This is a genomic window from Flavobacterium sp. FG68 (genome assembly GCF_057808895.1).
The window spans coordinates 14,163-40,133 of record NZ_JBMDIY010000030.1 but is presented as its reverse complement, the minus strand read 5'-3'; the positions used below and the strand labels follow the sequence as shown (position 1 = coordinate 40,133).

At 32.2% G+C, this 25,971-nt stretch carries 24 protein-coding genes and 2 tRNA genes; 10 read left to right on the top strand and 16 right to left on the bottom strand.

What is annotated here, in order from left to right; genetic code table 11:
* Positions 1 to 10 precede the first annotated feature (10 nt).
* The 6 genes from ACODSB_RS17900 to ACODSB_RS17875 form a co-directional block, all read right to left on the bottom strand.
* Positions 11 to 910 carry a MerR family transcriptional regulator gene (locus ACODSB_RS17900; protein WP_053474291.1) on the bottom strand — a complete coding sequence of 300 codons (900 nt, stop codon included), beginning with the start codon at positions 908 to 910 and terminating at the stop codon, positions 11 to 13.
* A gap of 71 nt (positions 911 to 981) precedes the next feature.
* Positions 982 to 1,941 carry an ion channel gene (locus tag ACODSB_RS17895; RefSeq protein WP_488938038.1) on the bottom strand — a complete coding sequence of 320 codons (960 nt, stop codon included), beginning with the start codon at positions 1,939 to 1,941 and terminating at the stop codon, positions 982 to 984.
* A gap of 13 nt (positions 1,942 to 1,954) precedes the next feature.
* Entirely contained in the window at positions 1,955 to 4,024 is a 2,070-nt protein-coding gene (locus ACODSB_RS17890) for a CotH kinase family protein (protein WP_488938037.1), read from the bottom strand.
* Between the two features lie 142 nt (positions 4,025 to 4,166).
* Entirely contained in the window at positions 4,167 to 4,667 is a 501-nt protein-coding gene (locus ACODSB_RS17885; protein WP_488938036.1) for a tetratricopeptide repeat protein, read from the bottom strand.
* 120 nt (positions 4,668 to 4,787) lie between these two features.
* Complete coding sequence (locus ACODSB_RS17880) at positions 4,788 to 5,561, bottom strand: hypothetical protein (protein ID WP_488938035.1); 774 nt, start codon at positions 5,559 to 5,561, stop codon at positions 4,788 to 4,790.
* A 157-nt stretch (positions 5,562 to 5,718) separates the two neighbouring features.
* Positions 5,719 to 7,290 (bottom strand): C1 family peptidase, encoded by a 1,572-nt coding sequence (locus ACODSB_RS17875; protein WP_488938034.1) that lies wholly within the window; start codon positions 7,288 to 7,290, stop codon positions 5,719 to 5,721.
* Between the two features lie 272 nt (positions 7,291 to 7,562).
* Between ACODSB_RS17875 and ACODSB_RS17870 the strand changes: the two genes are divergently transcribed.
* From ACODSB_RS17870 to ACODSB_RS17860, 3 genes are read left to right on the top strand one after another with little or no spacing between them, the layout of a single operon-like run.
* A complete protein-coding gene (locus ACODSB_RS17870) occupies positions 7,563 to 9,494 on the top strand; it encodes a tetratricopeptide repeat-containing sensor histidine kinase (RefSeq protein ID WP_488938033.1) in 1,932 nt (643 codons plus the stop codon).
* 10 nt (positions 9,495 to 9,504) lie between these two features.
* Entirely contained in the window at positions 9,505 to 10,266 is a 762-nt protein-coding gene (locus tag ACODSB_RS17865) for a LytR/AlgR family response regulator transcription factor (protein ID WP_053474285.1), read from the top strand.
* Between the two features lie 32 nt (positions 10,267 to 10,298).
* Entirely contained in the window at positions 10,299 to 13,436 is a 3,138-nt protein-coding gene (locus ACODSB_RS17860; RefSeq protein WP_488938032.1) for a DUF7619 domain-containing protein, read from the top strand.
* Between the two features lie 68 nt (positions 13,437 to 13,504).
* On the opposite strand, the gene ACODSB_RS17855 is transcribed toward ACODSB_RS17860, so the two are convergent.
* Both ACODSB_RS17855 and ACODSB_RS17850 read right to left on the bottom strand, forming a co-directional pair.
* Entirely contained in the window at positions 13,505 to 13,714 is a 210-nt protein-coding gene (locus tag ACODSB_RS17855; RefSeq protein WP_488938031.1) for a hypothetical protein, read from the bottom strand.
* Between the two features lie 148 nt (positions 13,715 to 13,862).
* The gene (locus ACODSB_RS17850; protein ID WP_488938030.1) at positions 13,863 to 14,561 is read right to left on the bottom strand and encodes a hypothetical protein; all 699 of its coding nucleotides are present in this window, start codon (positions 14,559 to 14,561) and stop codon (positions 13,863 to 13,865) included.
* 156 nt (positions 14,562 to 14,717) lie between these two features.
* Between ACODSB_RS17850 and ACODSB_RS17845 the strand changes: the two genes are divergently transcribed.
* Together ACODSB_RS17845 and ACODSB_RS17840 are read left to right on the top strand one after the other, a co-directional pair.
* A complete protein-coding gene (locus ACODSB_RS17845) occupies positions 14,718 to 15,044 on the top strand; it encodes a winged helix-turn-helix transcriptional regulator (protein ID WP_180859828.1) in 327 nt (108 codons plus the stop codon).
* 61 nt (positions 15,045 to 15,105) lie between these two features.
* Positions 15,106 to 15,768 (top strand): hypothetical protein, encoded by a 663-nt coding sequence (locus tag ACODSB_RS17840; RefSeq protein ID WP_488938029.1) that lies wholly within the window; start codon positions 15,106 to 15,108, stop codon positions 15,766 to 15,768.
* A 123-nt stretch (positions 15,769 to 15,891) separates the two neighbouring features.
* On the opposite strand, the gene ACODSB_RS17835 is transcribed toward ACODSB_RS17840, so the two are convergent.
* Both ACODSB_RS17835 and ACODSB_RS17830 read right to left on the bottom strand, forming a co-directional pair.
* A tRNA-Leu gene (locus tag ACODSB_RS17835) sits at positions 15,892 to 15,974 on the bottom strand.
* A gap of 43 nt (positions 15,975 to 16,017) precedes the next feature.
* A tRNA-Lys gene (locus ACODSB_RS17830) sits at positions 16,018 to 16,090 on the bottom strand.
* Between the two features lie 127 nt (positions 16,091 to 16,217).
* Here ACODSB_RS17830 and ACODSB_RS17825 point away from each other — a divergent pair.
* Positions 16,218 to 16,736 (top strand): shikimate kinase, encoded by a 519-nt coding sequence (locus ACODSB_RS17825; protein WP_488938028.1) that lies wholly within the window; start codon positions 16,218 to 16,220, stop codon positions 16,734 to 16,736.
* Here ACODSB_RS17825 and ACODSB_RS17820 read toward each other — a convergent pair.
* Together ACODSB_RS17820 and ACODSB_RS17815 are read right to left on the bottom strand one after the other, a co-directional pair.
* Positions 16,728 to 17,228, bottom strand: a complete 501-nt coding sequence (locus tag ACODSB_RS17820) for a phosphoribosyltransferase domain-containing protein (protein ID WP_053474278.1) — start codon at positions 17,226 to 17,228, stop codon at positions 16,728 to 16,730. The genes ACODSB_RS17825 and ACODSB_RS17820 overlap by 9 nt on opposite strands.
* Before the next feature lie 191 nt (positions 17,229 to 17,419).
* On the bottom strand, positions 17,420 to 17,809 hold the full coding sequence (locus ACODSB_RS17815) for an RNA-binding S4 domain-containing protein (RefSeq protein WP_053474277.1): 390 nt from the start codon (positions 17,807 to 17,809) through the stop codon (positions 17,420 to 17,422).
* Positions 17,810 to 17,888: 79 nt separating this feature from the next.
* On the opposite strand from ACODSB_RS17815, the gene bamM reads away from it, so the two are divergent.
* The gene (gene bamM / locus ACODSB_RS17810) at positions 17,889 to 19,022 is read left to right on the top strand and encodes a BamM family beta-barrel-assembly machinery protein (protein WP_488938027.1); all 1,134 of its coding nucleotides are present in this window, start codon (positions 17,889 to 17,891) and stop codon (positions 19,020 to 19,022) included.
* A gap of 73 nt (positions 19,023 to 19,095) precedes the next feature.
* Here the strand turns inward: bamM and ACODSB_RS17805 are convergent, their stop codons facing one another.
* The 4 genes from ACODSB_RS17805 to ACODSB_RS17790 form a co-directional block, all read right to left on the bottom strand.
* The gene (locus ACODSB_RS17805) at positions 19,096 to 20,049 is read right to left on the bottom strand and encodes a transketolase family protein (protein ID WP_256635855.1); all 954 of its coding nucleotides are present in this window, start codon (positions 20,047 to 20,049) and stop codon (positions 19,096 to 19,098) included.
* 74 nt (positions 20,050 to 20,123) lie between these two features.
* On the bottom strand, positions 20,124 to 20,972 hold the full coding sequence (locus ACODSB_RS17800) for a transketolase (RefSeq protein WP_053474275.1): 849 nt from the start codon (positions 20,970 to 20,972) through the stop codon (positions 20,124 to 20,126).
* A gap of 239 nt (positions 20,973 to 21,211) precedes the next feature.
* On the bottom strand, positions 21,212 to 21,514 hold the full coding sequence (locus tag ACODSB_RS17795) for a hypothetical protein (protein WP_180859822.1): 303 nt from the start codon (positions 21,512 to 21,514) through the stop codon (positions 21,212 to 21,214).
* A gap of 117 nt (positions 21,515 to 21,631) precedes the next feature.
* The gene (locus ACODSB_RS17790; RefSeq protein ID WP_488938026.1) at positions 21,632 to 22,504 is read right to left on the bottom strand and encodes a polysaccharide deacetylase family protein; all 873 of its coding nucleotides are present in this window, start codon (positions 22,502 to 22,504) and stop codon (positions 21,632 to 21,634) included.
* Between the two features lie 232 nt (positions 22,505 to 22,736).
* On the opposite strand from ACODSB_RS17790, the gene tgt reads away from it, so the two are divergent.
* The 3 genes from tgt (at position 22,737) to ACODSB_RS17775 (ending at position 25,917) form a co-directional block, all read left to right on the top strand.
* Positions 22,737 to 23,867: a tRNA guanosine(34) transglycosylase Tgt gene (gene tgt / locus ACODSB_RS17785; protein ID WP_035649585.1), complete on the top strand. Its 1,131-nt coding sequence runs from the start codon at positions 22,737 to 22,739 to the stop codon at positions 23,865 to 23,867.
* 87 nt (positions 23,868 to 23,954) lie between these two features.
* Positions 23,955 to 25,043: an LptF/LptG family permease gene (locus ACODSB_RS17780; protein WP_056201516.1), complete on the top strand. Its 1,089-nt coding sequence runs from the start codon at positions 23,955 to 23,957 to the stop codon at positions 25,041 to 25,043.
* Positions 25,030 to 25,917, top strand: coding sequence for a DMT family transporter (locus tag ACODSB_RS17775; protein WP_488938025.1), 888 nt, complete (start codon positions 25,030 to 25,032; stop codon positions 25,915 to 25,917). Before ACODSB_RS17780 ends, ACODSB_RS17775 begins: the two co-directional genes overlap by 14 nt.
* Positions 25,918 to 25,971: the final 54 nt, after the last annotated feature.

Here is a 25,971-nt window from a genome sequence, read left to right as displayed (position 1 = left end):
AACGAAACTTTTATATTGTTTCCATTGTTTCTTCCATCGAATCAAAAATACGGATTCGTTCCGGCAGGTTTTTGTGATCAATATGTTCAACCATTTTACCCATAAGCCAGATTTCATTATTTTTTTGCAGCAGTTTTTGCCCCATTGACTTGACATACTGGTTGATAACGCTGCGATCCGGCTGTATTGTCATGAAGGAAACAAAAGTGATGTTTTCAAAATGTTTGGTTAAATCCTGTAGGTTTTCAATTGGCATACTTTCGCCTAAATAAATGGTTTTGTAGCCTTTAGATAAAATTTCATATTGAAGATAAAGCAATCCTATTTGATGAATTTCATTTAATGGAAGGGAAAGAACAAAGATTCGGTCTGTTTTTGTTGGTTTTTGAATCTGAAGGCTTTCAGTATAAATTAAGATTTTCTGTTTGATCAAATGACTCATAAAATGTTCATTTGCAGGTGTAATTGTTTCTGACTGCCACAATAATCCCAATTCTTTCAATAAGGGTAAAAAATGGTCTTTAAAAACTTCTTTGAATGTTTTTTCAGAAATAAGCCAGTCAAACGTGTTGAAAAACAGCTCCTGATCAAAATTCATCATCGCCATTTTGAAAGATGTAATGGCGTAGTTTTGAGAATTTTTCTTCGAAATAATTTCACGGACCAACTGCGGAATTTTTTCTTCAGGATAAGTTGCTATTTTAGAAATTTTATAGCCGTATTCGTGTAATAATGTGATGTTAAGAAGTTTCTGTAGATTTTGCAGATTATAAAGCCTGATATTGGTATCAGTACGCATTGGCTCCAAAATATTATACCTTTTTTCCCAAATGCGAATCGTGTGTGCTTTTATTCCGGATAAATTCTCAAGATCTTTTATACTGAAAACAGTTTTTATATTGTTTACCATTTGATACGATTATGTAAACAAAAGTAAAATAAAATCTCAAAAAACCTTAAAAACTAGATAAAAATGATTCTTTATGAGAAGTTTGTAGTATCAAACTGATCTAATTTGTCTAAATGTAAAATCGTTTTAGTATTATCTTTGCTTCGGTTGTACATAATTTGGAATTTTGCACCGTAAATAATTTCGTTAAAAGTATACGAAGTTCGGGCTGCCACGGTATTGCTAAACATATCATCAAAAGTGGTGATGAAAACTAAAATCTCTCCGTGTGTGTTTTTAAAATCTTCTTCGGTAAAATTGTACAAAGGGCTGTTCTCATCAATGGGATGAACTAATGTCCAGCTCAGCGAAAGCGCATTTATACGATCTATTTCGAGGTTAAGAGTATAAAATTTATTTACTCGCTGACCGTTTTCTTCAATGCTCATACCTAAAGTAACTTTTGCCACTGCATCTGTAAAATTGGTGTTTTTAAAAGGAACAAGCCTTATCATTAAGCCTTTGCCTTCTCCATAAGGAGAAATTAAGGCATTGTGCGAAAATTTTAAAAAGGCTGTTGGTTTGCTGAATCTTCCAAAGAATAAACCGGTTGCAATGGCAAAACTTAGCAAACCAATTAAAGCCTCGGCTGCTGATAAAGCACTTGTCAGGAATCCGGTTGGGCTGATATGTCCGTAACCAACCGTTGTAAAAGTCTGCGCACTAAAAAAATAAGCCTGACCAAACTGCGTTAAAAGACTTCCTGATGGTGAAATTCCGTCCAGATGTTCAACACCGATGGCATAATAAATAACTGCAAAAATAAAATTGATTATAATATAGAAAGAAAATAAAATAAGCATGAATTTCCAGTTGGGCATATCGATCATGGTGTGGTACCAGCTTATTCGGCGAAGCAGGTTCATACCTCTTTTTTCGATATTGGGAGTTCCGTTTTTATTTACAAATCTTCCGCCGTAGCTTCCGGCATTAGTACCAAATCCTGAATTTTTATCTGTTTGAAGGTTATTTATTTTTCTTAAAAGTGACATGCAGTTTTTACTGTTATTGTTTGATTACCTTTTTGGTGCTGTATCCATTTTCATTGGAAATCGAAATATAGTAAATTCCTTTTGGATACAAACTCCAATCTGCTTTTATTGTATTAGAATCTTGTTTGGATTCATACAATAAACGTCCCAGTATATCATAAACTTTATAATTCAAAATAGGTTTGCTTGCCTGAATAGTTAAGGTGTTTTTTACCGGATTTGGATATAAAACAGCATTTTTTAATTCAACACTTTCAGGAACAGATAAATTATTATCTGATGCTGCAATCCAGCTTGACGCCAGCGCATTGTCAAGATCAGTGCTGGAAAGCTGTAAATAGCTTCCGTTTCCATCTGCATTTGGCCACGGAGATACATTTGTATATTCAACAGAATCGATTGTGTTTCCAAAACCATCTGCTAAAATTATTTTTTGTGATGTATTGGATAAGTTTCGGGAGAATTGCCCAAAAGCGGTTACTCCGTATTTAGAATCAAAAGTAGTTTTATTGCTTGTGATATAAATACCCTGATTTGCTGCTAATGTTGAATTGGCAGGAAATTGATACGATAGTCCCAATTCGCTTAAATAAATACCAGTTAAATTAACAGTGGTGTTTCCTGTATTTCTAATTTCAATAAACTCCAGATCATTACTGGTTGGAAAAGTTGCCGAAACGCCGGGATTGTAATTTATTTTTGTGATAACAAGTGAAGGAGTTTCGATATTGCTGCAACTGCTAAAACTTCCTAATTGTCCTGTTATCCATGAAATTCTATTGGATAAAAATGATTTTAGATTATTGATTTCAAGTGCATCGTTTGGAATTGTTCCCCATTTTTGATTTTCTCTGGCTTTTGCTTCGCTGATATAATTTACAGTTTCGTCTATAAACTGGGTAAGGCTGTTGTAGTTTAAAGGTTTTCCCTGCAATGTAAGTTCATTCCATCTTTTAGTGAAATAACATTTAAATGTAGTGTCAGTAAATAAATCTCTCCAAAATCTGGCGCCTTCATTGTCTCCGTTTGAAAATTGCCAAACATCGTATTTGCTTCTGTCATATCCCCAGCTAAACAAATCATTTCCGTATGTTAGATTAAAATCCCAAATAGGGCCGGCACGCAGTTTTCCTTCTTTGTCTTTATGGAAATAAGTGCTGTATTGATAACTGTCAACATTTGAAGCTAATTCGGCCAAAATCATATAATCAACAAAAGAGGGAACATCAATAATAGATGAATATCCTGCTGCTAAATCAGAATTATGTGCGCCGGCTGTAATTTCCAGATTTTTAAACTGGTTTTTTATATAATCATTTTGTTCAATAGTTGTGTTTTCCGGTTTTGGCAATTCATGAATAAAATCTACAGAAGAACCGTTGTAAGAAGACATCGTCCAGGCAACCGGATCTCCGCCAGTTGTTTTATCGGCTTTTGTAATATAACCTCCGCTTACATTTGGAAGTGTATTATCAGTATCGGCCATTTTAATAACGTTTACTCTGTTAACGTTTGATTTTACTTTTTCCTGTAAAATGTATAAGCCTTTATATTCATTGTTGATTACTACTTCGCAGTAAACAGTTCGCGTAGCATAATCGCCAATTTGTCTGGATAAATTATACGAAATATAATCACGAATACAAGAAGGATCAAAAGCTAGTGAATTTAAAATCCAGTCATTTTCTACCGGCATTCCCAGTAAGCTGACATTATTATTGCTTGTATTATTCGCTTTTAAAGTGGTAAAGCCATACGGTTTTTTAGGAAGCGACTGTGAAGACGATCCTCTCAGTTCAATGCCAATTCTTCCGTTATAATTTAAATAAGCGGCAGTATTACTATCGGTTAAATAATTTCGGGTTCCGTCTGGTCTTTTAATGATTTTCATCGTTGCCAAAACTTTTGGATCATCGGGAATTTCAATTGGCTGATTCGTGTTCGGATCTATGTCTGTATTAATAATGATAATAGGTAAATTACTGTCTGTAAAGGTTTGTGATTTTACATTGGCTGTAAACAGAAAAACTAATATGAAAAGGGTATAAGGAGTGTAAGTTTTTGAAAAGTAGTGTTTTATCATGGTTAAGTTAGTTTTGTAACAAATGTAACAACTAACCAGATTATTAAAAAACGGACACTATTTTTTTATGAATAAGGTATAAAAAGTAATCTGCAAAGGCATTATTTTGCAGATTACTTTTTGTTAACACAAATTTGATTTATTATTTACAAAAAGTGCTTTTGTTTTTTATAGCACTTTGACTTCCTAATTCGATTGCTTTTAAGAAATCTTTGCAGGATTTGGCCTTTTCTCCAACTTTATTGTAAGCTAAACCTCGTAAATTGTAAGCAACATAATCTCTTGGGTTTAAACTAAGTGATGATGTGCAGTCTTCAATGGCTTCTTTAAATTTTGAAAGTTTGAAGTTTACGTTTGCACGGCCCGTAAAAGCATCGGCATTCATATTATCAAGTTCAATGGTTTTGCTAAAGTCGGTCATTGCGCCTTGTAGGTCATTCAATTGGTATTTTGCAACGCCGCGATTTTGATACGCTTCAACAAATTTAGAATTTTTGCCAATGGCTTTTGTGTAATCAGTAATTGCGCTTTTGTAATTTCCGTTTGCAGCTTTGTTAAAAGCTCTGTTAAAATAAATTTCTGCGGTTTGTGACCACGACGAAAAGCTTATCATAATAAATGATAATAATAGTAGGTTTTTCATAAAACTAATTTGGGATTAGCAGGTTAATTATTCTTCAAACGAATTTAGCAAAGTTTTGTTTTTGTGAAAGAATTCTTTTGTAAAATAATTACTAATTATGAATTGTATTTTGGATAATATTTATTTTTTCTCAATTCCTATTAAATACAATACCACTCCAGGACCGGATTTTACCCGGTTAATCTGCCAGTTATAAGATTCTGTATTATGTAGTTCATTTACAAGATCATTCATTTCTTCGACAGAATAAGTTCTTAATGAAGAAACAATACCATCCCATAAAACAAAAAGTGGAACTATAGGAATTAAATAAGTAAAAATAATTCGGCCAATTTTAAAAGGCCTGATAAATGGAGTAGTGAATAATACACTTAGTGGAGAAAAAATCATTGCCACAATACTGGCAAAACTCCTTTCCTGAACTTCAAAAATAGCGATTGGGGATTTAGCATCTACTGCATTTTGTAAAATCTGTTTCGCATCGTTTGGGTTAAAATGATGTAAGGAAAGAAACTGAGTTCTAAGTCCGTTTAATTCTGCGGGAACATTTCTTGCATCTACAGAATGGCTTATATATTCAAAATTATCAGCTTGTTTTTTTGTGTATTCAAAAGCGGGGATATTTGGATAATAATCGGTCAGAATGATTTTTAAGTTTGGAATTTCTTTTTTTAATTCATTGTTTAACCAAATAAGTCCTCCGCCTCCGCCAGAAGCCAGATCAATAATTGTTGCTGCATTATTGGTTTTTAGAATATTTACAAGTAAAGGAACAACAGGTTTGTACATTCCGGTTTTGTTTGACAGGAATTGCAAAAAGTCGGTTATGTAATTTCTTAAAAAAACAGGAAACCATTTTTGATCTTCAAATTCAAATAAATGTATTCTTGCCATACGTTTATCTTTTTAGTCAATATTTTGGAGAAAAGCAATCTGTAATTAAGGATGAAATTACAAAAAAGATTGGAAATGATATATTTTAAATTTTTGGATTTAAAGTTAAGATTAAAAAAAAGCGCAAAGATTTCTTTGCGCCTTTAATTTTAGTTTATTATTCATACCATTGAAGCCATGGTTTTGCCTGATCAAAAGTATCAATACCTACTTGTTTATCATTTATATATACTCTAATATCGGTAATAGAACCCATAGTGCCTATGTTTTTTATATAAAAAGTTTTTAGCCTATTTATTCCAGATGGCATTTTGTAAGTTTTATTGGCCACATAGAATTGTCCGTTTTTAATATGAACTCTAATAGTTTTCTCTCTATCAAAAGTATTTGGATTATTATAGTCAATATAAGTATTTGCTCTATTTTTATAAGTTTCACCTGAGTTATTTGTGAATATTTCTTTATACGCTGAATTCATCGGGACAATACAGCTCATGTATTGATTTTTGCCTCCATATGCACCATTCCATAATTGCAATTCAATTCCTTTTTCTGTATCAATAGGATAAGGTACATTTTTGCTTGATTCTATTTTTACTCTTATCTCAAAAGTCAAATCTCCATCTACATCAATTCCGTCATTATTAGCAGGTACAAAATAACTCAAACTCATTGTAGGATTATTATATTGATCAAAATATGGATTTATCAAATCATTATTCCAGTTAAACTTTCCATTACTAATAAAAGGATTTACTTGACCTTTTGTAAATTTTATATTATCTCCTGAATTACTTATATCCTTAGTAAAGGTGATAAAAGGTAATGTTTCTTCTTTATAAGATAATGGATTATTTTTCTCTACTACAAATACATCAGAACTTAAAACTTCTTCTATTTTTCTGTAAGTAGCCCAAATATATCCTTTTTCACCCCATGTTGGTCCCCAAGAATTAATAAGTCTAAATGCTTGTTTTTGATTGTCATAACCAGTTAAAACAACGGCATGGCTTGCATATGAACTTGAAGTGTTTTTATCCCACAATCTTATAGATTTAGCTTTGAAATCGTTATCAATAATTAGTCCTAACATTACTGGTTTTCCATTTGCTATTTGTCTTTTTATATCTTCCAGTGAAGGTATGCCGCCTTCGGGCGATGATAATCTGTAGTAATCATTTACTCTGTTTTTGTATGCATTTTTTTCCTGAGTGAGAGTAGGAAGAATACCGCAAGGTCCATATTCCATATCAGCATAGCTAGGTGTTCCTTCTGTTTTTACAGCATCTAAAGCCTCAATAAAATATAATTGACCATCACAATTATCTCTGGACTTATATTTTTCATATAAATAATCCCCACTTGCATAACCATTATAATTTGGACTTCCATCAGCTAATGTTTTTGATTCATTATTTAAAATAGTAAGAGCATGTGCAATTGAATAAGCAACACATGAGCCTTTGAATCCTTGATTAAGAGCAGCAGGCAGCTCAGGAAGTACATATTGAGCAGGAATAGCTTCCTTGCCAAAGAGGCTTGATGTCTTTTTTAATTGTTTAATTTCTGCCAGCTGCTCAGGAGTAGACGGAATATACCCCGTTCCTCTTTCTTCTTCAATTAAAGAACTGTCATTTTTTGCATTTAACGGAAGTTCATCTTTTTGACAAGAATGAATCAACAATAAGGCGCAAAATGCTCCTGCTAATTTTAAAAATTTTGTTTTCATAAAAAGGTTTTATTTAATTTGACTAACGGCTAATATAGTAATTACCTTGTTATTTAATTATTAAAATGTAATATTTAACTTATAAAAATGTATAAATTATTAAAGAAGATATATCTTAAAAAAACATGCTCTTTGAAATTCTGATGTTGGTTTATATTTTGAAATAATTGAAAAAAATCAAATAATAAGTGAAACCTGAGAAATAATAATTCATGTTCAGTTACTAAAAAACATATCATACATTTGTCTCACAACAAGCAAAATAAAAAATAGTGAGTCAAAAACTACGTCAAATAATTTTCTTTTTCTTCTTTCTTGCAGGACAGCTATTGAACGCTCAAAATGCTAAGATTGACAGCTTGAAAAGAGTGCTAATTTATACTAAAGTTGATACTTCAAAAGTCAATGAGTATAATAAAATAGCCGATTTATATAAAGAAATCAATCCTGATTCGACATTGTTTTATGCTCAAAAAGCAACTAATCTAAGTTTGAAATCTGACTTTACTTTTGGACTTGCTACGGCTTATGTCAATAAAGGAAATGCTTCAATCATTTTAGGAGATTACCCAAATGCTTTAAAATATTTTAAAACTGCCCAATTAGAATTTAAAAAGGTTTTAAAGGAAGATTCAGGCAAAAAAGTAAAAAGCGGTTTGGCGCGTTCTTATGCCAGCTCGGGTGTGGTTTACTCAGAACAAAGCAATCAAATTCTGGCATTGAAAAATTACGAAGAAGCACTGCAGTTATATCAGGAAATTGATGAACAGGCTAATGTTTCTAAAGCGCTTAATAATATCGGGATTATTTATAAATCACAGTTAAATTATCCAAAAGCATTAGAATACTTAAAGAAAGCTTCTAAAATTCAAACTGAAACAGGAGAAAAAAACGCTGCTGTTACGCTTACCAATATTGGTGCGATTTACTTTGAAACAGGTCAGAATAAAAATGCGATTTTGTATTATAACAAAGCTAAAAAGCTTTTTGAGAATACAGATAATATGCGAGGATATGCACTTTTGTGTAATTATTTAGGCGATTATTATAAGAAAGAAAATGATTTAAAACTGGCTAATGAGTATTATACGAAGTCATTGAATTTGTATGAAGAACTGCAGAATAAATTTGGGGCTTCACTTTCCTTATACAATATCGCAGGTTTGCTTCAGAATCAAAAAAAATATAAAGAAGCAATGCCTTTTGCAGAGAAATCCCTTGCTTATGCAAAAGAAATAGGAGTGCTGGACCAGACGTATCATTCTGAAAAATTATTAAGCGAATTGTACGAAGCTTTAGATGATCCGAAAACAGCGTTAGAACATTATAAAAATTATGTTCAAGCACGTGATAGTATTATCAATGAAACAACAAGTCAGAAATTTGCTTTGGCAGAAGTGAATTACGAATACAGAAAAAAAGAAGCTTTATTATCTGAAAAAAACAAAAGGCAGATTCAGTTTGTTATTTTCTCCATTTTAGGCGCTTTACTTTTAATTGCTTTAATATTGGTAATTTATAATCGAATGCAGGTTAAACGTCAGCTGACATTGAAAAAAGAAGTTGCCGAATACGAGCAAAAAGCCCTGCATTTACAAATGAACCCGCATTTTGTATTCAATTGCTTGAGTTCTATTTCGAGTTTTATTGTCCAGAACGGAACCGATTCGGCATTGAAATATTTGTCTAAATTCTCCAAATTAATGCGTCTTACACTTGAATATTCAAAAGGTTCATTGATTCCGATTGATAAAGAAATCGAAAGCCTTCAGAATTATCTGGAATTAGAAAAACTCCGTTTTCATGACAAATTTGAATTTGAAATAAGATCTAGCGAAAGAGTCGAATTTAATATGGGATTACCGCCTTTGCTGATTCAGCCTTTTGTAGAAAATGCGATTCTTCACGGAATTGTACCTAAAGATGGAACCGGAAAAATTGAAGTTGATTTTGATGTTGAAAAAGAGCAGCTGATTTGTACGATTAAAGATGACGGAATTGGATTATCGGAATCGAAACATTTAAAAGAAAACTCAGTTACGGCGCATAAATCAATGGCTTTAGGAATTACAAAAAAGCGTTTGGAAATAATGGAATCTATAACCTCTAAATCTGCTCAAATAGAAATTACCGAATTACAATCAGAAAATAAAAAAACAGGAACAAAAGTCGTTTTGCGTCTGCCTGTTCAATACATACCCTAATTTTTAATAAATGATAACAGCAGTATTAATAGAGGACGACAAACATTTGAGAACAGGTCTAAAAGCGCTTTTAGAACGTTATACAAATGATATTTTAATTGTTGGCGAAGCCGAAAGTGTAAAAACCGGAATTGCCGTGATTGAAAAATTAAGGCCTCAGGTTATTTTTCTGGATATTCATTTAACCGACGGAACTGGTTTTGATATTCTCGAAAGATTAAATAAAGTAAACGGAAAACTAAATGCTCATGTTGTATTTATCACTGCGCATGAACAATATGCTGTAAAAGCATTTAAATTTAGTGCTCTTGATTTTATCTTAAAACCTGTTGATCCGGAAGAATTGCAAGATACAATGGCAAAAATTAAAGAAGCTGTTGGAAAAAACAATTCATTTGAGAATATTGATTTGCTGCTGGAAAACATCCGAAAAAAAGTCGACAATTTTAAACGTATAGCACTTTCTACCAGCGATGGAATTCATTTGTTTGAAGTTTCGGATATCATTCGATGTGAAGCAAAAATTAATTACACGCAGTTTTTTATTAAAAATCACAAACCCATATTAATTTCTAAAACGCTTAAGGAATACGAAGAATTACTCTCAGAACATGGATTTGAGCGCATTCATCAATCGCATTTAATCAACTTGTCTTATCTGAAATCTTATATAAAAACAGATGGCGGTTATGTGATTATGGCTGATAATTCGAATATTCCGATTGCGCAAAGCAAAAAAGAAAAATTGCAGGAATTAATAAATGCTCTTTAACGATTTCCCCAAAAACCAAAATATCACTAATTATGAGAAAAAAATTACTCCTATTTTTACTGTTTTTCACAGTAATACTAAAAGCACAGATTTTAAATTTTACCGATCCAACATTTAAAAACATGCTTGTAAATGGCGGTGCGGCAAATTTTACGGCTTATTCCGGCGGCGTTGCTGTTACGAGAATCGATACTAATTTTGATAATCAGATTCAGGTTTCTGAAGCGGCTTTAATTGACAAACTTTGGATAGAAGGTGCTAATGCTTATGCAGTAACCAATATTCAGGGAATTGAAGGTTTCACGAATGTAACAGAATTGGGTTTTAATGGTATCAGTACGACTTCGATCAATTTAAGCGGAATGCCGAACTTAAAAACGATTTATGTAAAAAGTCCAGCTTTGACTTCTGCGACAGTTTCAGGAATGAATGGATTAACGGGCGTTACTTTTATGGAAAACCCGTTGATGACTTCTTTAACTATTTCGAATTGTTTGAGTCTTACTAATATCGTAGCACAGCAAAACCCTGTTTTTTCTACATTGAATTTCAGCGGTCTTTCTGCTTTGAACCAGTTGTATTTAGAAGATAATGTTTTAACGGAACTTGATTTAACGGGCTGCCCAAATTTGGAATATTTTAATGCCGTAAATAATAAACTAACAACATTAAATGTTTCGGGATTAACTAAACTAACTACTTTTTTAATAACAGATAATCCAACTTTAGAAGATATAAATGCTTCGGGATGTACGCTCCTTAATTTTCCGCAGTCTACTTTTCCTTCTAATCAGGTTTTAAAAACAGCTGATTTTTCGAATTGCTCCAGTTTACAAAATCTTCTAATTCAGGATAATTTACTGACTACTTTAAATTTATCAGGCTGCAGTTCATTACAGGGATTAAATGTGTTTAACAATGTATTGACAAATTTAAATCTCACAGGATGTTCGGCACTTTTGACGATTGAATGTTCCAAAAATCAATTAACTTCTTTAGATTTGAGTTCGTCTTCAAATCTTACTCAACTTAGAGCAAACACAAATTCTATTTCAAATTTGAATTTGACAGGTACTGTGAATTTAAAAAATGTTTTTTTGGTTTCTAATCAAATTCCTTCGGTTGACCTTTCGGGAAATACAAATTTGGAAATTTTAGAATTGGATATTAATCCAACTGCAAATCTAAATGTTTCAGGATGTACGAAGTTAAAAGTTTTAAGCATTCAGGATGTTCCGTTAGTGACCGCCGACTTTTCAAATTGCAATGCGCTTACTGTTATTAGTAATACTAGTGAAGCATTGAATTCAATAAATGTTCAGGGATGTGCTGCGCTTGAAACGCTTGTACTTGCCGGCACAGCCGTTCAAAAAGCGCCGATAACTTCATTGAATCTATCTGGATTGACTAATTTAAAACTTTTAAACTGCAGTTATAGCAACATCAATTCAGTTGATTTAACAAATTGCAGTGCATTGATAAATGTATTTTATTCTGATATGCCTTTAGCGACAGCTGATTTCTCTGATTCACCAAATATTACGGTTTTAAATATTACTAAAACAGGATTGCAAAATATTGATGTTTCGAATCTTTCAGCCTTTCAATCTTTAACAGCAAATGATAACCCGAATCTGAAAATGGTGTTTGCAAAAAACGGACGTGATGAAGATTTCTTTTTTAATACCGGAAATTCAAATTTAATTTTTGTTTGTCAGGACGATGCGAATGTAGCAGACACAAAAAGTTACCTAGTTGGTGTTGGTTTACCGACAGTTGTTGTAAACTCATATTGCAGTTTTAATCCAGGCGGAAATTACAACACTATAACGGGAACAATTGCTTTTGATGTGGATAATAATGGCTGTGATGCTGCCGATTCAAAACAAGCTAATGTAAAAGTGAATTTAAATGATGGTTCTTCCCTAAGTTCCACTTTTACAGATTTGAACGGAAAATATACATTCTTTACCGATGCCGGAAACTTTAATATAACCACAGCGGTTGAAAATCCTGCTTTCTTTACTGTTTCGCCAACAACGCCGATTGTTTCATTTGCAGATAACAACAATAATACCGCACAGCAAAATTTCTGTGTAAGCGCATTAGGAACAAACAGCGACGCTGAAATCGTGATTGCGCCTATATATCCTGCAAAACCCGGATTTATGGCCTGGTACGAGATTTTGATACGAAATAAAGGAAATCAAACGCTAAATGGTACAGCTAACTTTACCTACAATCAAAATGTATTGCATTATGGAATAGCAACGCTGGCACCAAACGTTCAAACTCCAGGAAATCTTGGTTGGAATTACGCTAATTTACTTCCATTTGAAACTAGGAGAATTTATGTCGGATTAAATGTAAATAGTCCGGTACAGGTTCCGCCGGCAAATTTGGGAGATATTTTAAATTTTACTGCTTCAATAAATCCAATTGCGGGAGACAGTAATCCGGCAGATAATCAATTTGTTTTTAATCAGGAAATAGTGGGTTCATTTGATCCAAATGATATTACTTGTTTAGAAGGTGAGAGCGTTTCTCCTTCAACAATTGGAAATTATTTACATTATGGAATCAATTTTGAAAATACAGGCACGGCTGAAGCTGAAAATGTGGTTGTAAAGGTTGTTATAGATCAAAGTAAATATGATATTAATTCGCTTCAGTTATTAGATGCTTCGCATGCAGTACATGTTGTCATAAAAGGAAATACTGCCGAATTTATTTTTGCAAAAATTAAATTGAGCACCTCAAAAGCGCCGCCGGTTGGAGGTCATGGAAATATTTTATTTAAGATAAAAACACTGCCTTCGCTTCAATCAGGAGATGAGGTTGGACAAGATGCCAGTATTTATTTTGATTACAACGAAGCAGTTGATACAAATACGGCAGAAACCATTTTTAAATCATTAGGAAATAAAGATTTTGAAAAAGACAGCACTATACATATATATCCAAATCCAACAAAAAATGAGGTGTTTATTAATTGTGATAATACCATAAAAAGAATTGAATTGTTTGATGTTCAGGGCAGAATACTTCAGTCTGTAATTGAAAACAAAAACAGTTCGAAAATTAATCTATCCAACAAATCAAACGGATTGTATTTTATCAGAATAACTTCTGAAAAAGGAACTTCTGTAGAAAAAATAATTAAGGAATAAATTTAGGTTACAATTTTATTCTGATTTTAAAGCCTTTCAAAGTTTGATGACTTTGAGAGGCTTTTTTATTAAATTTTGAATTTCTCAATTCGTTTAGAATATAAATTAACACCAAAAATTATTGCTCCCATAACGAATGGAACAAAGTGAGAAATTTGCCAAAAAAGATCAGTTCCAGTTTTTAATCCTTCATTTGATACTTCAAATATGCCCAATCCTATAAAGAATAAGGATATAACAAATAAAACAAATTGAATTTTATAGTTTATCTTAATCATAGTTTTTAATTTTATAAGAAAAATCAACTAATTTAATTTGAAATGCTTTAATAAAAAAATATTTTGGGAATTGTTTATACAAGAAATTGTAATTGTTGTTATCAGCTTTTGTGAAGTAAAAGAAATCTTGAAATTGACAAACTTAGATTTAGCGATTCAAATTCAAAAGGACTAATTGATTCTGAATGGTTATTAATTTCTGCATCGCATTTTTTAAATCAGCCGGCATAGCATCAATTTCCTTTTGTTTGGCATAAAACTCATTTTTATCTTTGTAATGTGTAATACTCACTAAAAGGTTCTTATCTTGAAAAACAGGTAATCTTGGGAAATCATTTTCAGCCATTTCGCTTATCCAAAGTGTTATATCTTCTATTTTTAAATTTTTAAGAAAAGGAATATAAGCAGTGTCAAATAAGTTAATAACCTTTTCAAGTGTGTTATTACAAATATAAAAGTCTACAACACTAAAAGTTTTATCAGTTTTTAGTAGCTCACTATTAACTTCTTCTTTTAACGGTCGCAACAAATAAACATTATCAGAGTTTATCATCATCTCGTTTGCACCATTGCCATATTCTTTCCAGGTTGTGCTATTGATGTAAAAATCATTCAGGAATTCTAATCTGGTTTTCATATCAGTAAAACCACGAAACCAGACAAATCGATCGTTTGTATTGTCAATTTTGAATTCTCCCAGCGTGTAGCCGCCTAATTCATTCATTGGAGCAACAAATTTCGAATGAAAATAATCGCGAAACTTATCGGTTAAATTTGGTTTTAATAAATAATTCCGAATTTCTAATACTTTTATGTTTTCTGAATTTTGTTGGGTTAGATTACTCATATTGGTTTATGTATAATTAATTGCTGCCATTTTCTTCTAAAGGTCTTAACAAATAAAGTAATTTAATATCTTTATCACAAGTACGTACATTTTAGTTCTTTAGGTTCTAAAAGTATACTATTGTTGATTATTAGTATTTTATATAATGAAATAATAATGGAGAAAAGAAATATTAAAGTATATTGCCCGGTTGATTATGCTTTTCAAAGAATAGGCGGGAAATACAAAGGAAGAATTTTGTGGTATTTAAAAGATGGTTTAATGAGGTACGGTGAATTGAAAAAAGCTGTTGAAGGTATAACACCAAAAATGCTTACGCAAACACTCAAAGAGTTAGAAGCTGATGAGTTGATTTCAAGAAAGGTTTATCCCGAAGTTCCGCCTCGAGTTGAATATACTCTTATTGAAAATGGACAAGAATTAATTCCTTTTATCAATCAAATGAGAATTTGGGGAGAAAAGCAAATGGGTTTGAATAAATGATTTAATTGTTTTTGATTTGCTGCTGAAAAAGGAATGATAAAATCTATATAATAATATTCAAATGGGAATTGGAAGAAGAAATTTTTTAAAATTTACTAGTTTAGCCTTGACCGGTGTGGTTATAAATCCATTACAGTCAGTTATTATAAATGATGATGTTTATGTTAATAAAAAACTAGGTATATTATTTTATAAACCTATAGGATGGGGATATGTTGACGTAAAGGATTTTGGGAAAATAAGGGACTCTCAAATTTTGGCAAATGGCTGGGAGAATGAAAAAGACGAAGTTTATGAAGATCTTGGTGAACCAATATGTATTATTACAAAGTATTATCAGGACAAACCTGAATATAAAGGAAAATTCTCTCCAACAATTACTCTTAACATCACACATAAAAGTGAATTACAAGATTGTGAATATGAGAGTTTTGAAAAATTAATGGAGCTTTCATTAGCGGGTACTAGTAATTTGCTAAATGATTTTAACGTAACCAAAAAATATGAACCCTATGAAATTTCAGGTTGTAAATTCTATGAATATGATGCGGAGTATAAATTTGAGCATATTGAGCTTGATGAACCACTAAAAGTAGAATTAAAAGTTATAAAGGCAGAACATAATGATTACTATTATGATTTTAATTGTCATCAATCATCTGAGCAAAATCAAATAGCATATTTAGAATTCGAAAATTTTAAAAAATCAATTAAATTAATATAGTAAAAAAATCTGTTTATAAGATGAACAATCTTTTTGAAGTTCAATCAAAATGATTCATATCTACTGATATATATAATTAAAAAGCCTGAGAATCTAGATTCTCAGGCTTTTTCTTTTTTAAAGTGACCATGGAGGGATTTGAACCCTCACGCCCTTGCGAGCACCACCCCCTCAAGATGGCGAGTCTACCGTTTCTCCACATGGCCTAAATGCAAAAAAGGTCAAGTAAATTAATACTCGACCTTTTTGTGACCCGACTGGGGCTCGAACCCAGGACCCCATCATTAAAAGTGATGTGCTCTACCGACTGAGCTATCGAGTCATATTCGTTTCTTGAATGCGGGTGCAAATATAAGGAGTTTATTTTATTAATTGCAAGCAATTTTATTATAAATTTGTCTTTTTTTAAACAAAATTTACAATCCCCTAATTTATAGTGTTTTATTAGAATGAAAAAAATCGTCTTATTAGGTTATATGGGCTGCGGAAAGTCAACAATTGCCCAAAACCTTTCAAAAATTACAAATATTCCATTTTTAGATTTAGATAAATGTATCGAAAAAAAAGCAAATTTGTCGATAAATGAGATTTTCGAACAACATGGAGAGATTTATTTTAGAAAATTAGAACACGAAATGTTTCTTGAATTGCTGCAATCTTCAGAAAACGCCATTATTGGTTTAGGCGGAGGAACTCCTTGTTATGCAAATAATCATTTATTATTGCAAAGAGAGGATATTACATCTATATATTTAAAAGCTTCAATAGAGACTTTATATAATAGATTAGTTCACAATAAAAGTAAACGTCCTTTAATTGCGAATATGGATGAGGAAGAAATGAAAGAATTTATCGCAAAACATTTATTCGACAGAAGTTTTTATTACAATCACGCACAACACAAAGTTGTGGTAGATAATAAAACAGTCGATGAAACAGTTGATGATATTTTAGAAATCTTAGCTTAGAAAGGCGTAATTGTCTCCGTTTTCATCAAAAACAACCTGAACGTGCTCTAATAAAGACGTAGATAAAGATATTCCTTTAAAATCGGCTTTTACAGGGTATTTTTTGTGATTTCGGTCTACAAGTACCGCAGTTTTGAATTTTTTAAGCGGAACGTCCAGAAAATGACGAACAGCGTAGATTAATGTTGTGCCTGAGTTTAAGACATCATCAACAAGAACTAATCCTTTATTAGAATATTCTTCTGCAGTTAAAGAAGTCTGAATAGGCAGCTGCGGATTTTGTTTGTCAACTCGTACTTCGCATAGAGAAATTTTTAGAGTAGATATGTCGCTTAACACCGCAGCAATTTTTTGAGCAAAAACAGAACCGCTGGAAGCAATTCCGGCAATTACAACTTCTTCTTCGTCTACAAACGTCTCGTAAATTTGATAAGCGATACGTTTTATTTTGTGTTCGATTTCCTGATTGTTTAAGATGATGTTTTTGCTCATGATTTATTTTTTTGCTAATATAACTAATTTAAATTCCAATATAAAAAATCCAAATTCCAATTTTTATAAAGGAAATTCCAAATTTTTTAAATCCCAAATTCCAATGTTGAGCTTTTGATTTTAGAGTGTTTGGGATTTGCAATTTTGAATTTTTGTGTTTTTATAAAGTTTTGGAATTTAAAAATTGAAATTTACTCCGTTTCTTCTTCATCAATAAAATCACTTCCATAATCGTCAATATCTCTTCGGTCTTTTTTAGTCGGTCTTCCAGTTCCTGCTTTACGATAATGTTCTTTGGAGAGTTTTAATAACTCTAAATGTTCGTAAGCTTCTGCAGGGGTTTCATTCTTACGGTAAATGTCAACAAGTTTAGCTCCCACACGACTTTCCGGAATATCGAGTACGGTTATAATTTGTGTAATTTGATCTTTTCTAAAAGTAATTCTATCAGTAGGAAAAACTTCTTTAGATGGTTTTGCAACTTGCCCATTTACCGTAACATGGTTCTTTTTACAAGCCTCAGTTACCATGTTTCTGGTCTTATAATAACGCACGCACCATAAGTATTTATCTATTCTCATAATTTTTCTAAAATCCAAGTTAAATTCTTTACAAAAATAAATCAATATTGTATCTTGCGCACCTAAAAAATTAACAATAATGAATAAATTTAAATATTATTTTATTTTATTACTTGCGGGTATAGCTATAGTTTCCTGTAGTAAAGACCATGATGATCCGGAAATAGTTCCTTTAAGAGATTATAAAGAACAATATAAAGCTGACAATGACTCTATTGTTAAATATTTAAATACTCATTATATAAAAGAAGTAACGGCTAATTTTGATATAACGATTGAAAAAATTCCGGCAGGAGGAACACAAACTTCAATCATGAATCAAACAGTATATCCTTTACTATCCAGAGATGTTTATAATCACGATGTTACTTATAAAGTGTATTACTTATCTTTAAATAAAGGTAGTGGAGATTCTCCAACAAATACGGACAAAGTTTTTGCTTCCTATACAGGAAGTTTGCTAGACGGGACTGTATTTGATTCTTCTTATGGTGTAGGAAGAAGTTTTGAATTGTATTTGTATGCAGCACAATCTGTAATTGATGGATGGGGCGAAATTTTTCCTCAGTTTAAAACAGGTACTCCTAGCGCTCCGGGTCCTGATGGTACAATAACGTATACAGATTTTGGTGCGGGAGTAATGTTTTTACCTTCCGGATTAGGATATTATGGTTCAGGACAAGATGCTATTCCGGCTTATTCGCCTTTAGTGTTTAGTTTTAAATTGTTCAGCCTTCAAAGATTAGATCATGATTTTGATGGTGTTTTTGATTATCAGGAAGATCTAAATGGAGATGGGTATATTTATGATTTTAGAGATACTGCAAGATATCCAACTCCGCCGGCAACAATGGTGGCAGATGATACAGACAAAGATGGTGTTCCGGATTGTGTAGATACTGATGATGATGGAGATGGTTATTCTACTTATTATGAAATCACTAAACCAACAAACCATATTGGCTGGGTAGATGGAGTATTTAATGGGTCAAGTACGTATTATCCTTTTGATCCTGTTGTAGACAATCCAAGTACGCCAAATACAGACGAAACGGAGCCAAGAGGAATTCCTAGAAGACCAACTGGTCCTCTTAAAACTGAAGGACAGCCAGAATCAATTGATAATCCTAAAAGTTTTTTACCAGCAGATTATACAGCTGCAGGAAGATTAAGAATTCATTTGGATAAATCGTATCCTTATCAAAAGAAATAATAAAATATAAGACATAAAAAAACCTCGAAATCACTTTCGAGGTTTTTTGTTTTTATAAAGTAAGAATTAAAAATTATTTTCTTTTAATAACTCTTTCTACAGCTTCAACAATTGCTTGATTGTTTAATTTGTATTTTTCCATTAATTGCTCTGGAGTTCCAGATTCACCAAAACTATCTTGTACTGCTACAAATTCTTGCGGAGTTGGATTGTTTAAAGCTAATACTCCAGAAACGCTTTCTCCTAAACCTCCAAGGTAGTTGTGCTCTTCAGCAGTAACCACACATCTTGTTTTAGCAACCGATTTAAGGATAGCTTCTTCATCAAGTGGTTTAATAGTATGAATGTTGATTACTTCAGCAGAAATTCCTTTTGCTTCAAGAGCTTCAGCAGCAATAAGAGCTTCCCAAACTAAGTGCCCTGTTGCAATAATAGTAACATCAGTTCCTTCGTTTAATAAAATTGCTTTTCCAATTACAAATGGTTCGTCAGCAGGAGTGAAGTTAGGCACAACCGGACGACCGAAACGTAAATAAGCAGGACCATGATGATCTGCTAATGCTAATGTTGCAGCTTTAGTTTGATTGTAATCGCAAGTATTGATTACAGTCATTCCCGGTAACATTTTCATTAATCCGATATCTTCTAAGATTTGGTGAGTTGCACCGTCTTCTCCTAATGTTAAACCAGCGTGAGAAGCACAGATTTTTACGTTTTTATCTGAATAAGCAACAGATTGACGGATTTGGTCGTAAACTCTTCCTGTTGAAAAGTTAGCGAAAGTTCCAGTAAATGGAATTTTTCCTCCAATTGTTAAACCTGCAGCGATACCAATCATGTTTGCTTCTGCAATACCAATTTGGAAAAAACGCTCCGGGTGATTTTTCTTGAAATCGTCAAATTTTAATGATCCAATTAAATCTGCGCAAAGTGCTACTACATTTTCATTTTTTTGACCTAGTTCAGTCATTCCCGCTCCAAAACCAGAACGAGTATCTTTACTTCCTGTATTTTCGTATTTTTTCATTTTATATTTTGCTGTACGCAATAGGCTGTAGGCAATAGGCATAAAGCATACTGCTTAAAGCTTAAAGCTGGTTTTTAATAGTCTGCTAAAGTTGAAATGTTTTGACCTAAAGCACCTGCTAACTGGTCGTTGTTTGGTGCTTTACCATGCCATGCATGAGTGTGCATCATAAAATCAACACCATTACCCATTTCAGTATGTAGTAAAATGCAAACTGGTTTACCTTTACCTGTTCTTGATTTTGCGTCATTTAAACCTGCAAGAATTGCATCAATGTCGTTTCCTTTTTCGATATCGAGAACATCCCAGCCAAAAGCTTCAAATTTAGCACGGATACTTCCCATTGGTAAAACTTCGTCAGTTGTACCATCAATTTGTTTTCCGTTAAGGTCAATTGTCGAAATTATGTTGTCTACTTTTTTAGCAGAAGCATACATGATAGCTTCCCAGTTTTGACCTTCTTGTAATTCTCCATCTCCGTGTAAAGAATAAATTAAATGATTGTCTCCATTTAATTTTTTAGCTTGAGCTGCTCCAAGAGCTACAGATAAACCTTGTCCTAACGAACCAGAAGCTATACGAACTCCAGGTAACCCTTCGTGAGTTGTAGGGTGTCCTTGTAAACGTGAGTTTAATAATCTGAAAGTTGCAAGTTCTGAAACAGGGAAATAACCGCTACGTGCTAATACGCTATAAAAAACTGGAGAAATATGCCCATTAGAAAGGAAGAAAAGATCTTCTCCAATTCCGTTCATATCAAAACCTTCTTTGCGGTCCATAATATTTTGGTATAGTGTAACCAAAAATTCAGTACAACCTAGTGATCCACCTGGGTGGCCAGAGTTTACAGCATGTACCATTCTAAGAATATCTCTTCTTACTTGGATCGTTAAATCGCTTAATTGTTGTGTGTTAGGCTTCATTTTATATGTAAAAGTTAAACTGTTGCAAAAGTAATCGTTATTTTGCGGGGAGACAAATGATTTTCTGCTTTAGTTTATCACAATTGTTAAATTCTGTTTCTTTTTTTATTAATCTTAAAAAAAAAGCCAATTTGGTTTAGAATTTTTAAATTCCACATTTTAGATGTTATGATTTCCAGTAATTTGCTAAACAAAAAAAGCTCCGTAAGGAGCTTTTGAAATAATCGAACGATATAAAGCTAATTATTATCGCCCTCGCTGTAGAAATTATTTTCTTCATCTTCTGAACCTATTTCTTCCTGATCATCATCAAGTTCAGAACCCGGAACATCAAGATCATTTCCAAGTTTATCACTATTTTGTTTCCATTCATGATTGTCCTGATTAATGATTCTTTCGCCAGAAATGCCTTCCGGGTCAATATCTTCTAATTTATCTTCCTGATTGTAAATGTCTTCATTTGCCGGATAATCCAGGTTTTCCAGATTTCTTTCAATTTGTTCATCCCTGATTTGATCTAATTTTTCTTCTGAGTTTATCATGATTTCTTTATTTTAATATTTTTTTATAAAGTTATGAAATCAATGATTTTTGCTTCTTATACTTTTAATAACAGGATATTGTAATATTCACATTAAAATAGAAAATTATCTCATTATCTAAATTGACAAATCATCTAATTGTCCAATCTCTTTCCAGGTAATTAATTGAATTCCGTTTTCTTTTAATTTCGTTTTGCATTCATCGCTTGTAAAATAATCAAAATCAATTTGACGCCATTCTGAACCAAAATTGGGATGATTTACAGTAATACCCTGCATTTCAAAATCATCAAAAGCAGGATGAAGCAGGAAAACATTAAATCCTGAAATAATGTTGTCTAAAGCTTTTTCGTAAGATTTTTTAAGTTCTCCTTTTTCGAAATCATTATAATATCCAATTAAAAGATTATCTGCTAAAAGAGTATTTTCAAAATCATATTTTTCATCAGATAAACTAATGGATTCGATAAAATCTTTATTGATGAAAACAGGTAAATTGTATGTTTTTCCGAGTTCTTTATAAATATCTAAAATTTCTGGAGTTACGCCAACACTGCACATATGCGAGTCAAGATGTGTAGGCTGAATACCAAATTGCAAAGCTTTTTCAATTTGGGCGATTAGTTCTTTTTTGATTTCAGAAGGTTTTGCATTTTCTTTAAAATCCTTTCTGGTTTTGTAAAAATAACCGTTTTGATCAACTAAACTTGAAACTTCAGAAACTGGAAGAACAGGTCCGAATTTATAATTTTCCCATTCGCAAGTTAATGTCAAATGTATTCCGCAATCATAATTTGGATTGTTTTTCGCAAATACTGCCATTTCATAAAACCACGGGCAAGGTACCATTATACTATATGAGTTTACAGATCCGTTTTGAAGTGCTTTAATCGTTGCCAGATTTTCTGAATGTGATAATCCGGCATCATCCGCATGAATGATTAATAGTTTTGAGTTTTCAGGATATCCAAGTTTTTGAGCTAAATTCATTTTATTTTTTATTGTGGCAGATATGCTTTGTGAGCTTCTCCCAAGGCTTCGGGATCGCTCAGCCTGACAATATTGCGTATCATATTTTATTGATTTTATTCAAATTTAAAAATTTCTGGAGTTTGGCTTTTATATTGTTTTTTAATTAACTCAATTTTATAATGGACAAATTATCTAATTAATTAAATTTCCCTGAAATTAACTTATCTTTGCCGACTGAAAAAAGAAACACATGAAGTTTGATTTATTACAAAAAGATCCGCAGTCTAAAGCAAGAGCGGGAAGTATAACTACTGATCACGGCGTAATCGAAACGCCTATTTTTATGCCTGTTGGAACAGTGGCTTCGGTAAAAGGAGTGCATCAGCGTGAATTAAAAGACGATATAAATCCGGATATTATTCTGGGAAATACGTACCATTTATATTTACGTCCGCAGACAGAAATTCTTGAAAAAGCAGGAGGATTGCATAAATTCATGAATTGGGATCGTAATATTTTGACAGATTCGGGTGGATATCAGGTTTATTCTCTTTCTTCAAACAGAAAAATTAAAGAAGAAGGAGTGAAGTTTAAATCGCATATTGACGGTTCTTACCACTTTTTTACTCCAGAAAATGTAATGGAAATTCAGCGTACTATTGGAGCCGATATTATTATGGCTTTTGACGAATGTACGCCTTATCCTTGCGATTACAGATACGCACAAAGATCAATGCACATGACACACCGATGGCTGGACCGCTGCATTAATCATTTAGAAAAAGTTCCTTACAAATACGGTTACGAGCAGACTTTTTTCCCAATTGTTCAGGGAAGTACTTATAAAGATTTGCGTCGTCAGTCAGCTGAATATATTGCAAATTCTGGTCAACAGGGAAATGCAATTGGCGGATTATCAGTAGGAGAACCTGCAGAAGAAATGTATGCGATGACTGAAGTTGTCTGCGAAATTCTTCCTGAAGATAAACCTCGTTATTTAATGGGAGTAGGAACTCCTATTAATATATTAGAAAATATTGCATTAGGAATTGATATGTTTGATTGTGTTATGCCAACGCGTAATGCAAGAAACGGTATGTTGTTTACAGCAAATGGAACAATCAATATCAAGAACAAAAAGTGGGAAGCTGATTTTTCTCCTATTGATGAAATGGGACATACTTTTGTAGATACAGAATACACAAAAGCATATTTACGCCACTTATTTGCCGCTAACGAATATTTAGGAAAACAAATTGCTACAATTCATAATCTTGGTTTCTACATGTGGTTGGTTCGTGAAGCTAGAAAACATATCTTAGCAGGCGATTTTAGACCATGGAAAGAAATGATGGTTAAAAATATGAGTCAAAGACTTTAAAAAAAGAGTTTCAAGTTTCAGGTTTCAAGTTCCAGTTCTCCACAGAACTTGAAACTTAAAACCTGAAACAAAAAAAACAAAAACTATATGCTGTCAATAATAGATAAATACATCTTAAAAAGATATCTCGGAACTTTCTCTGTGATGCTGCTTTTGTTTGCGCCAATTGGAATCGTAATTGACGTTTCTGAAAAAGTAAATAAGATGCTCGAAAACAAGATTCCGTTTATGGATATTGCGTTCTATTATTACAATTTTACAATCTATTTTATAAACTCTTTATTTCCGATATTTTTGTTTTTATCGGTAATCTGGTTTACCTCTAAACTGGCAAATAATACAGAGATTATTGCGATTTTAAGTTCAGGAATTTCATTTACGCGCTTCTTACGTCCTTATATTATAGGTGCAACAATCGTTTCGATTTTTGTTTTGCTGATGGGATTTTTTATTGTTCCGGCTGCAAGTGAAGGGTATAATAATTTTAGGTATACTTATTTGAAAGGAAATGGAAAGGAGCTCATGCGGGGGGAAAACACTAATGTTTACAGACAGATCAATGATCATGACTTTATCTTTGTAAACAGTTTTAATGAAGAGTCTAAAACAGCATTTAATTTTACGTTAGAGCATTTTGAAAAAGATAAACTAACGTATAAAATTACAGCAAGCCGTATTAAATGGGATCCGAAATTAAAAACCTATATTTTGTATGATTATACAAAAAGAACTCTAGCTGATTTAAATGATGTAATTGAAAAAGAACCTGAGAAAAAAATAAAATTTAAGTTTGAACTTGCTGATTTAACGCCTGTTGTTTATATAGCAGAAACATTGACTTTAGGCAAATTAATTGATTTTATTGAAAAAGAAAGAAAAAGAGGTTCAGGAAACATCAATACCTATTTAGTAGTTCTTTATAAAAAATACAGTATCCCGGTTTCTGCCTTTATCCTGACTATTATTGCAGTATCCGTTTCTGCAATGAAACGCCGCGGTGGTATGGGAATGAATTTAGCAATTGGAATCGCAATTGCGTTTTCATTTGTATTCTTTGATAAAATATTTGGTACTCTTGCCGAAAAATCTACTTTTTCACCTTTATTAGCTGTTTGGTTTCCAAATATTGTTTTTGGAATTTTGGCAGTTTACTTATTACGTAATGCGAAACGATAATTTAAAAAGTTACTTAAACCTTCATTTAATTGTTTTTATTTGGGGATTTACCGCTATTCTTGGAGCTTTAATTACAATTGATGCCGAAAATTTAGTGTGGTTTAGAATGTTGATTGCCGGAATTTTTCTTGGCGGATTTATCATTTATAAAAAGCAGTCTTTTAAAATATCAGCACAATCTTTTGCTAAATTAATTTTCGTTGGATTATTAATTGCACTCCATTGGATTTTCTTTTTTAAAGCCATTCACGTATCAAATGTTTCTATAACATTGTCGATTTTTTCGCTTGGGGCTTTTTTTGCGTCTTTATTAGAACCGCTTTTTTACGGAAGAAAGATTTTATGGTATGAAGTTTTCTTCGGATTAATCATTATTGCCGGATTAGGATTGATATTGCAGGTTGAAATTAAATATCTTACAGGAGTTTATTATGCCTTAATTTCGATAATTCTTGGAGTTTTATTTACGCTGATGAATGGGAAATTAATCTCAGATCACGAACCTTCAGTTATTACATTTTATGAATTTGGTGCAGGCGTTTTCTTTATCTCCATTTATTTTTTAGTGATAGGAAAATTCAATGCAGACTTTTTTGTAATGTCATTAAATAACTGGATTTTGTTGTTGATTTTGGCTTCTGTTTGTACAGCTTATGCCTTTACAGCTTCGGTAAAAGTAATGCAGCGTTTAACTCCTTATACGGTAATGTTAACTACTAATTTAGAGCCGGTTTACGGTATTCTTTTGGCCTATTTTATCCTCGGCGGAAAAGAAAAAATGAGTACCGAATTTTACATAGGAGCTGTAATAATTGTTATTACAGTTATTTTAAATGGTGTTTTTAAACATTATAAGAATAAAGAAAAAGTGTAGTATTTGCCTTATTTTTAAATTACATTTTTACATTTTAAACACGAAATAATCACA

Coding starts and splice junctions, on each gene's coding strand:
- ACODSB_RS17900 (WP_053474291.1), bottom strand. CDS start 910: ATGGTAAACAATATAAAAACTGTTTTCAGTATAAAAGATCTTGAGAAT.
- ACODSB_RS17895 (WP_488938038.1), bottom strand. CDS start 1,941: ATGTCACTTTTAAGAAAAATAAATAACCTTCAAACAGATAAAAATTCA.
- ACODSB_RS17890 (WP_488938037.1), bottom strand. CDS start 4,024: ATGATAAAACACTACTTTTCAAAAACTTACACTCCTTATACCCTTTTC.
- ACODSB_RS17885 (WP_488938036.1), bottom strand. CDS start 4,667: ATGAAAAACCTACTATTATTATCATTTATTATGATAAGCTTTTCGTCG.
- ACODSB_RS17880 (WP_488938035.1), bottom strand. CDS start 5,561: ATGGCAAGAATACATTTATTTGAATTTGAAGATCAAAAATGGTTTCCT.
- ACODSB_RS17875 (WP_488938034.1), bottom strand. CDS start 7,290: ATGAAAACAAAATTTTTAAAATTAGCAGGAGCATTTTGCGCCTTATTG.
- ACODSB_RS17865 (WP_053474285.1), top strand. CDS start 9,505: ATGATAACAGCAGTATTAATAGAGGACGACAAACATTTGAGAACAGGT.
- ACODSB_RS17860 (WP_488938032.1), top strand. CDS start 10,299: ATGAGAAAAAAATTACTCCTATTTTTACTGTTTTTCACAGTAATACTA.
- ACODSB_RS17855 (WP_488938031.1), bottom strand. CDS start 13,714: ATGATTAAGATAAACTATAAAATTCAATTTGTTTTATTTGTTATATCC.
- ACODSB_RS17850 (WP_488938030.1), bottom strand. CDS start 14,561: ATGAGTAATCTAACCCAACAAAATTCAGAAAACATAAAAGTATTAGAA.
- ACODSB_RS17845 (WP_180859828.1), top strand. CDS start 14,718: ATGGAGAAAAGAAATATTAAAGTATATTGCCCGGTTGATTATGCTTTT.
- ACODSB_RS17840 (WP_488938029.1), top strand. CDS start 15,106: ATGGGAATTGGAAGAAGAAATTTTTTAAAATTTACTAGTTTAGCCTTG.
- ACODSB_RS17825 (WP_488938028.1), top strand. CDS start 16,218: ATGAAAAAAATCGTCTTATTAGGTTATATGGGCTGCGGAAAGTCAACA.
- ACODSB_RS17820 (WP_053474278.1), bottom strand. CDS start 17,228: ATGAGCAAAAACATCATCTTAAACAATCAGGAAATCGAACACAAAATA.
- ACODSB_RS17815 (WP_053474277.1), bottom strand. CDS start 17,809: ATGAGAATAGATAAATACTTATGGTGCGTGCGTTATTATAAGACCAGA.
- bamM (WP_488938027.1), top strand. CDS start 17,889: ATGAATAAATTTAAATATTATTTTATTTTATTACTTGCGGGTATAGCT.
- ACODSB_RS17805 (WP_256635855.1), bottom strand. CDS start 20,049: ATGAAAAAATACGAAAATACAGGAAGTAAAGATACTCGTTCTGGTTTT.
- ACODSB_RS17800 (WP_053474275.1), bottom strand. CDS start 20,972: ATGAAGCCTAACACACAACAATTAAGCGATTTAACGATCCAAGTAAGA.
- ACODSB_RS17795 (WP_180859822.1), bottom strand. CDS start 21,514: ATGATAAACTCAGAAGAAAAATTAGATCAAATCAGGGATGAACAAATT.
- ACODSB_RS17790 (WP_488938026.1), bottom strand. CDS start 22,504: ATGAATTTAGCTCAAAAACTTGGATATCCTGAAAACTCAAAACTATTA.
- tgt (WP_035649585.1), top strand. CDS start 22,737: ATGAAGTTTGATTTATTACAAAAAGATCCGCAGTCTAAAGCAAGAGCG.
- ACODSB_RS17780 (WP_056201516.1), top strand. CDS start 23,955: ATGCTGTCAATAATAGATAAATACATCTTAAAAAGATATCTCGGAACT.
- ACODSB_RS17775 (WP_488938025.1), top strand. CDS start 25,030: ATGCGAAACGATAATTTAAAAAGTTACTTAAACCTTCATTTAATTGTT.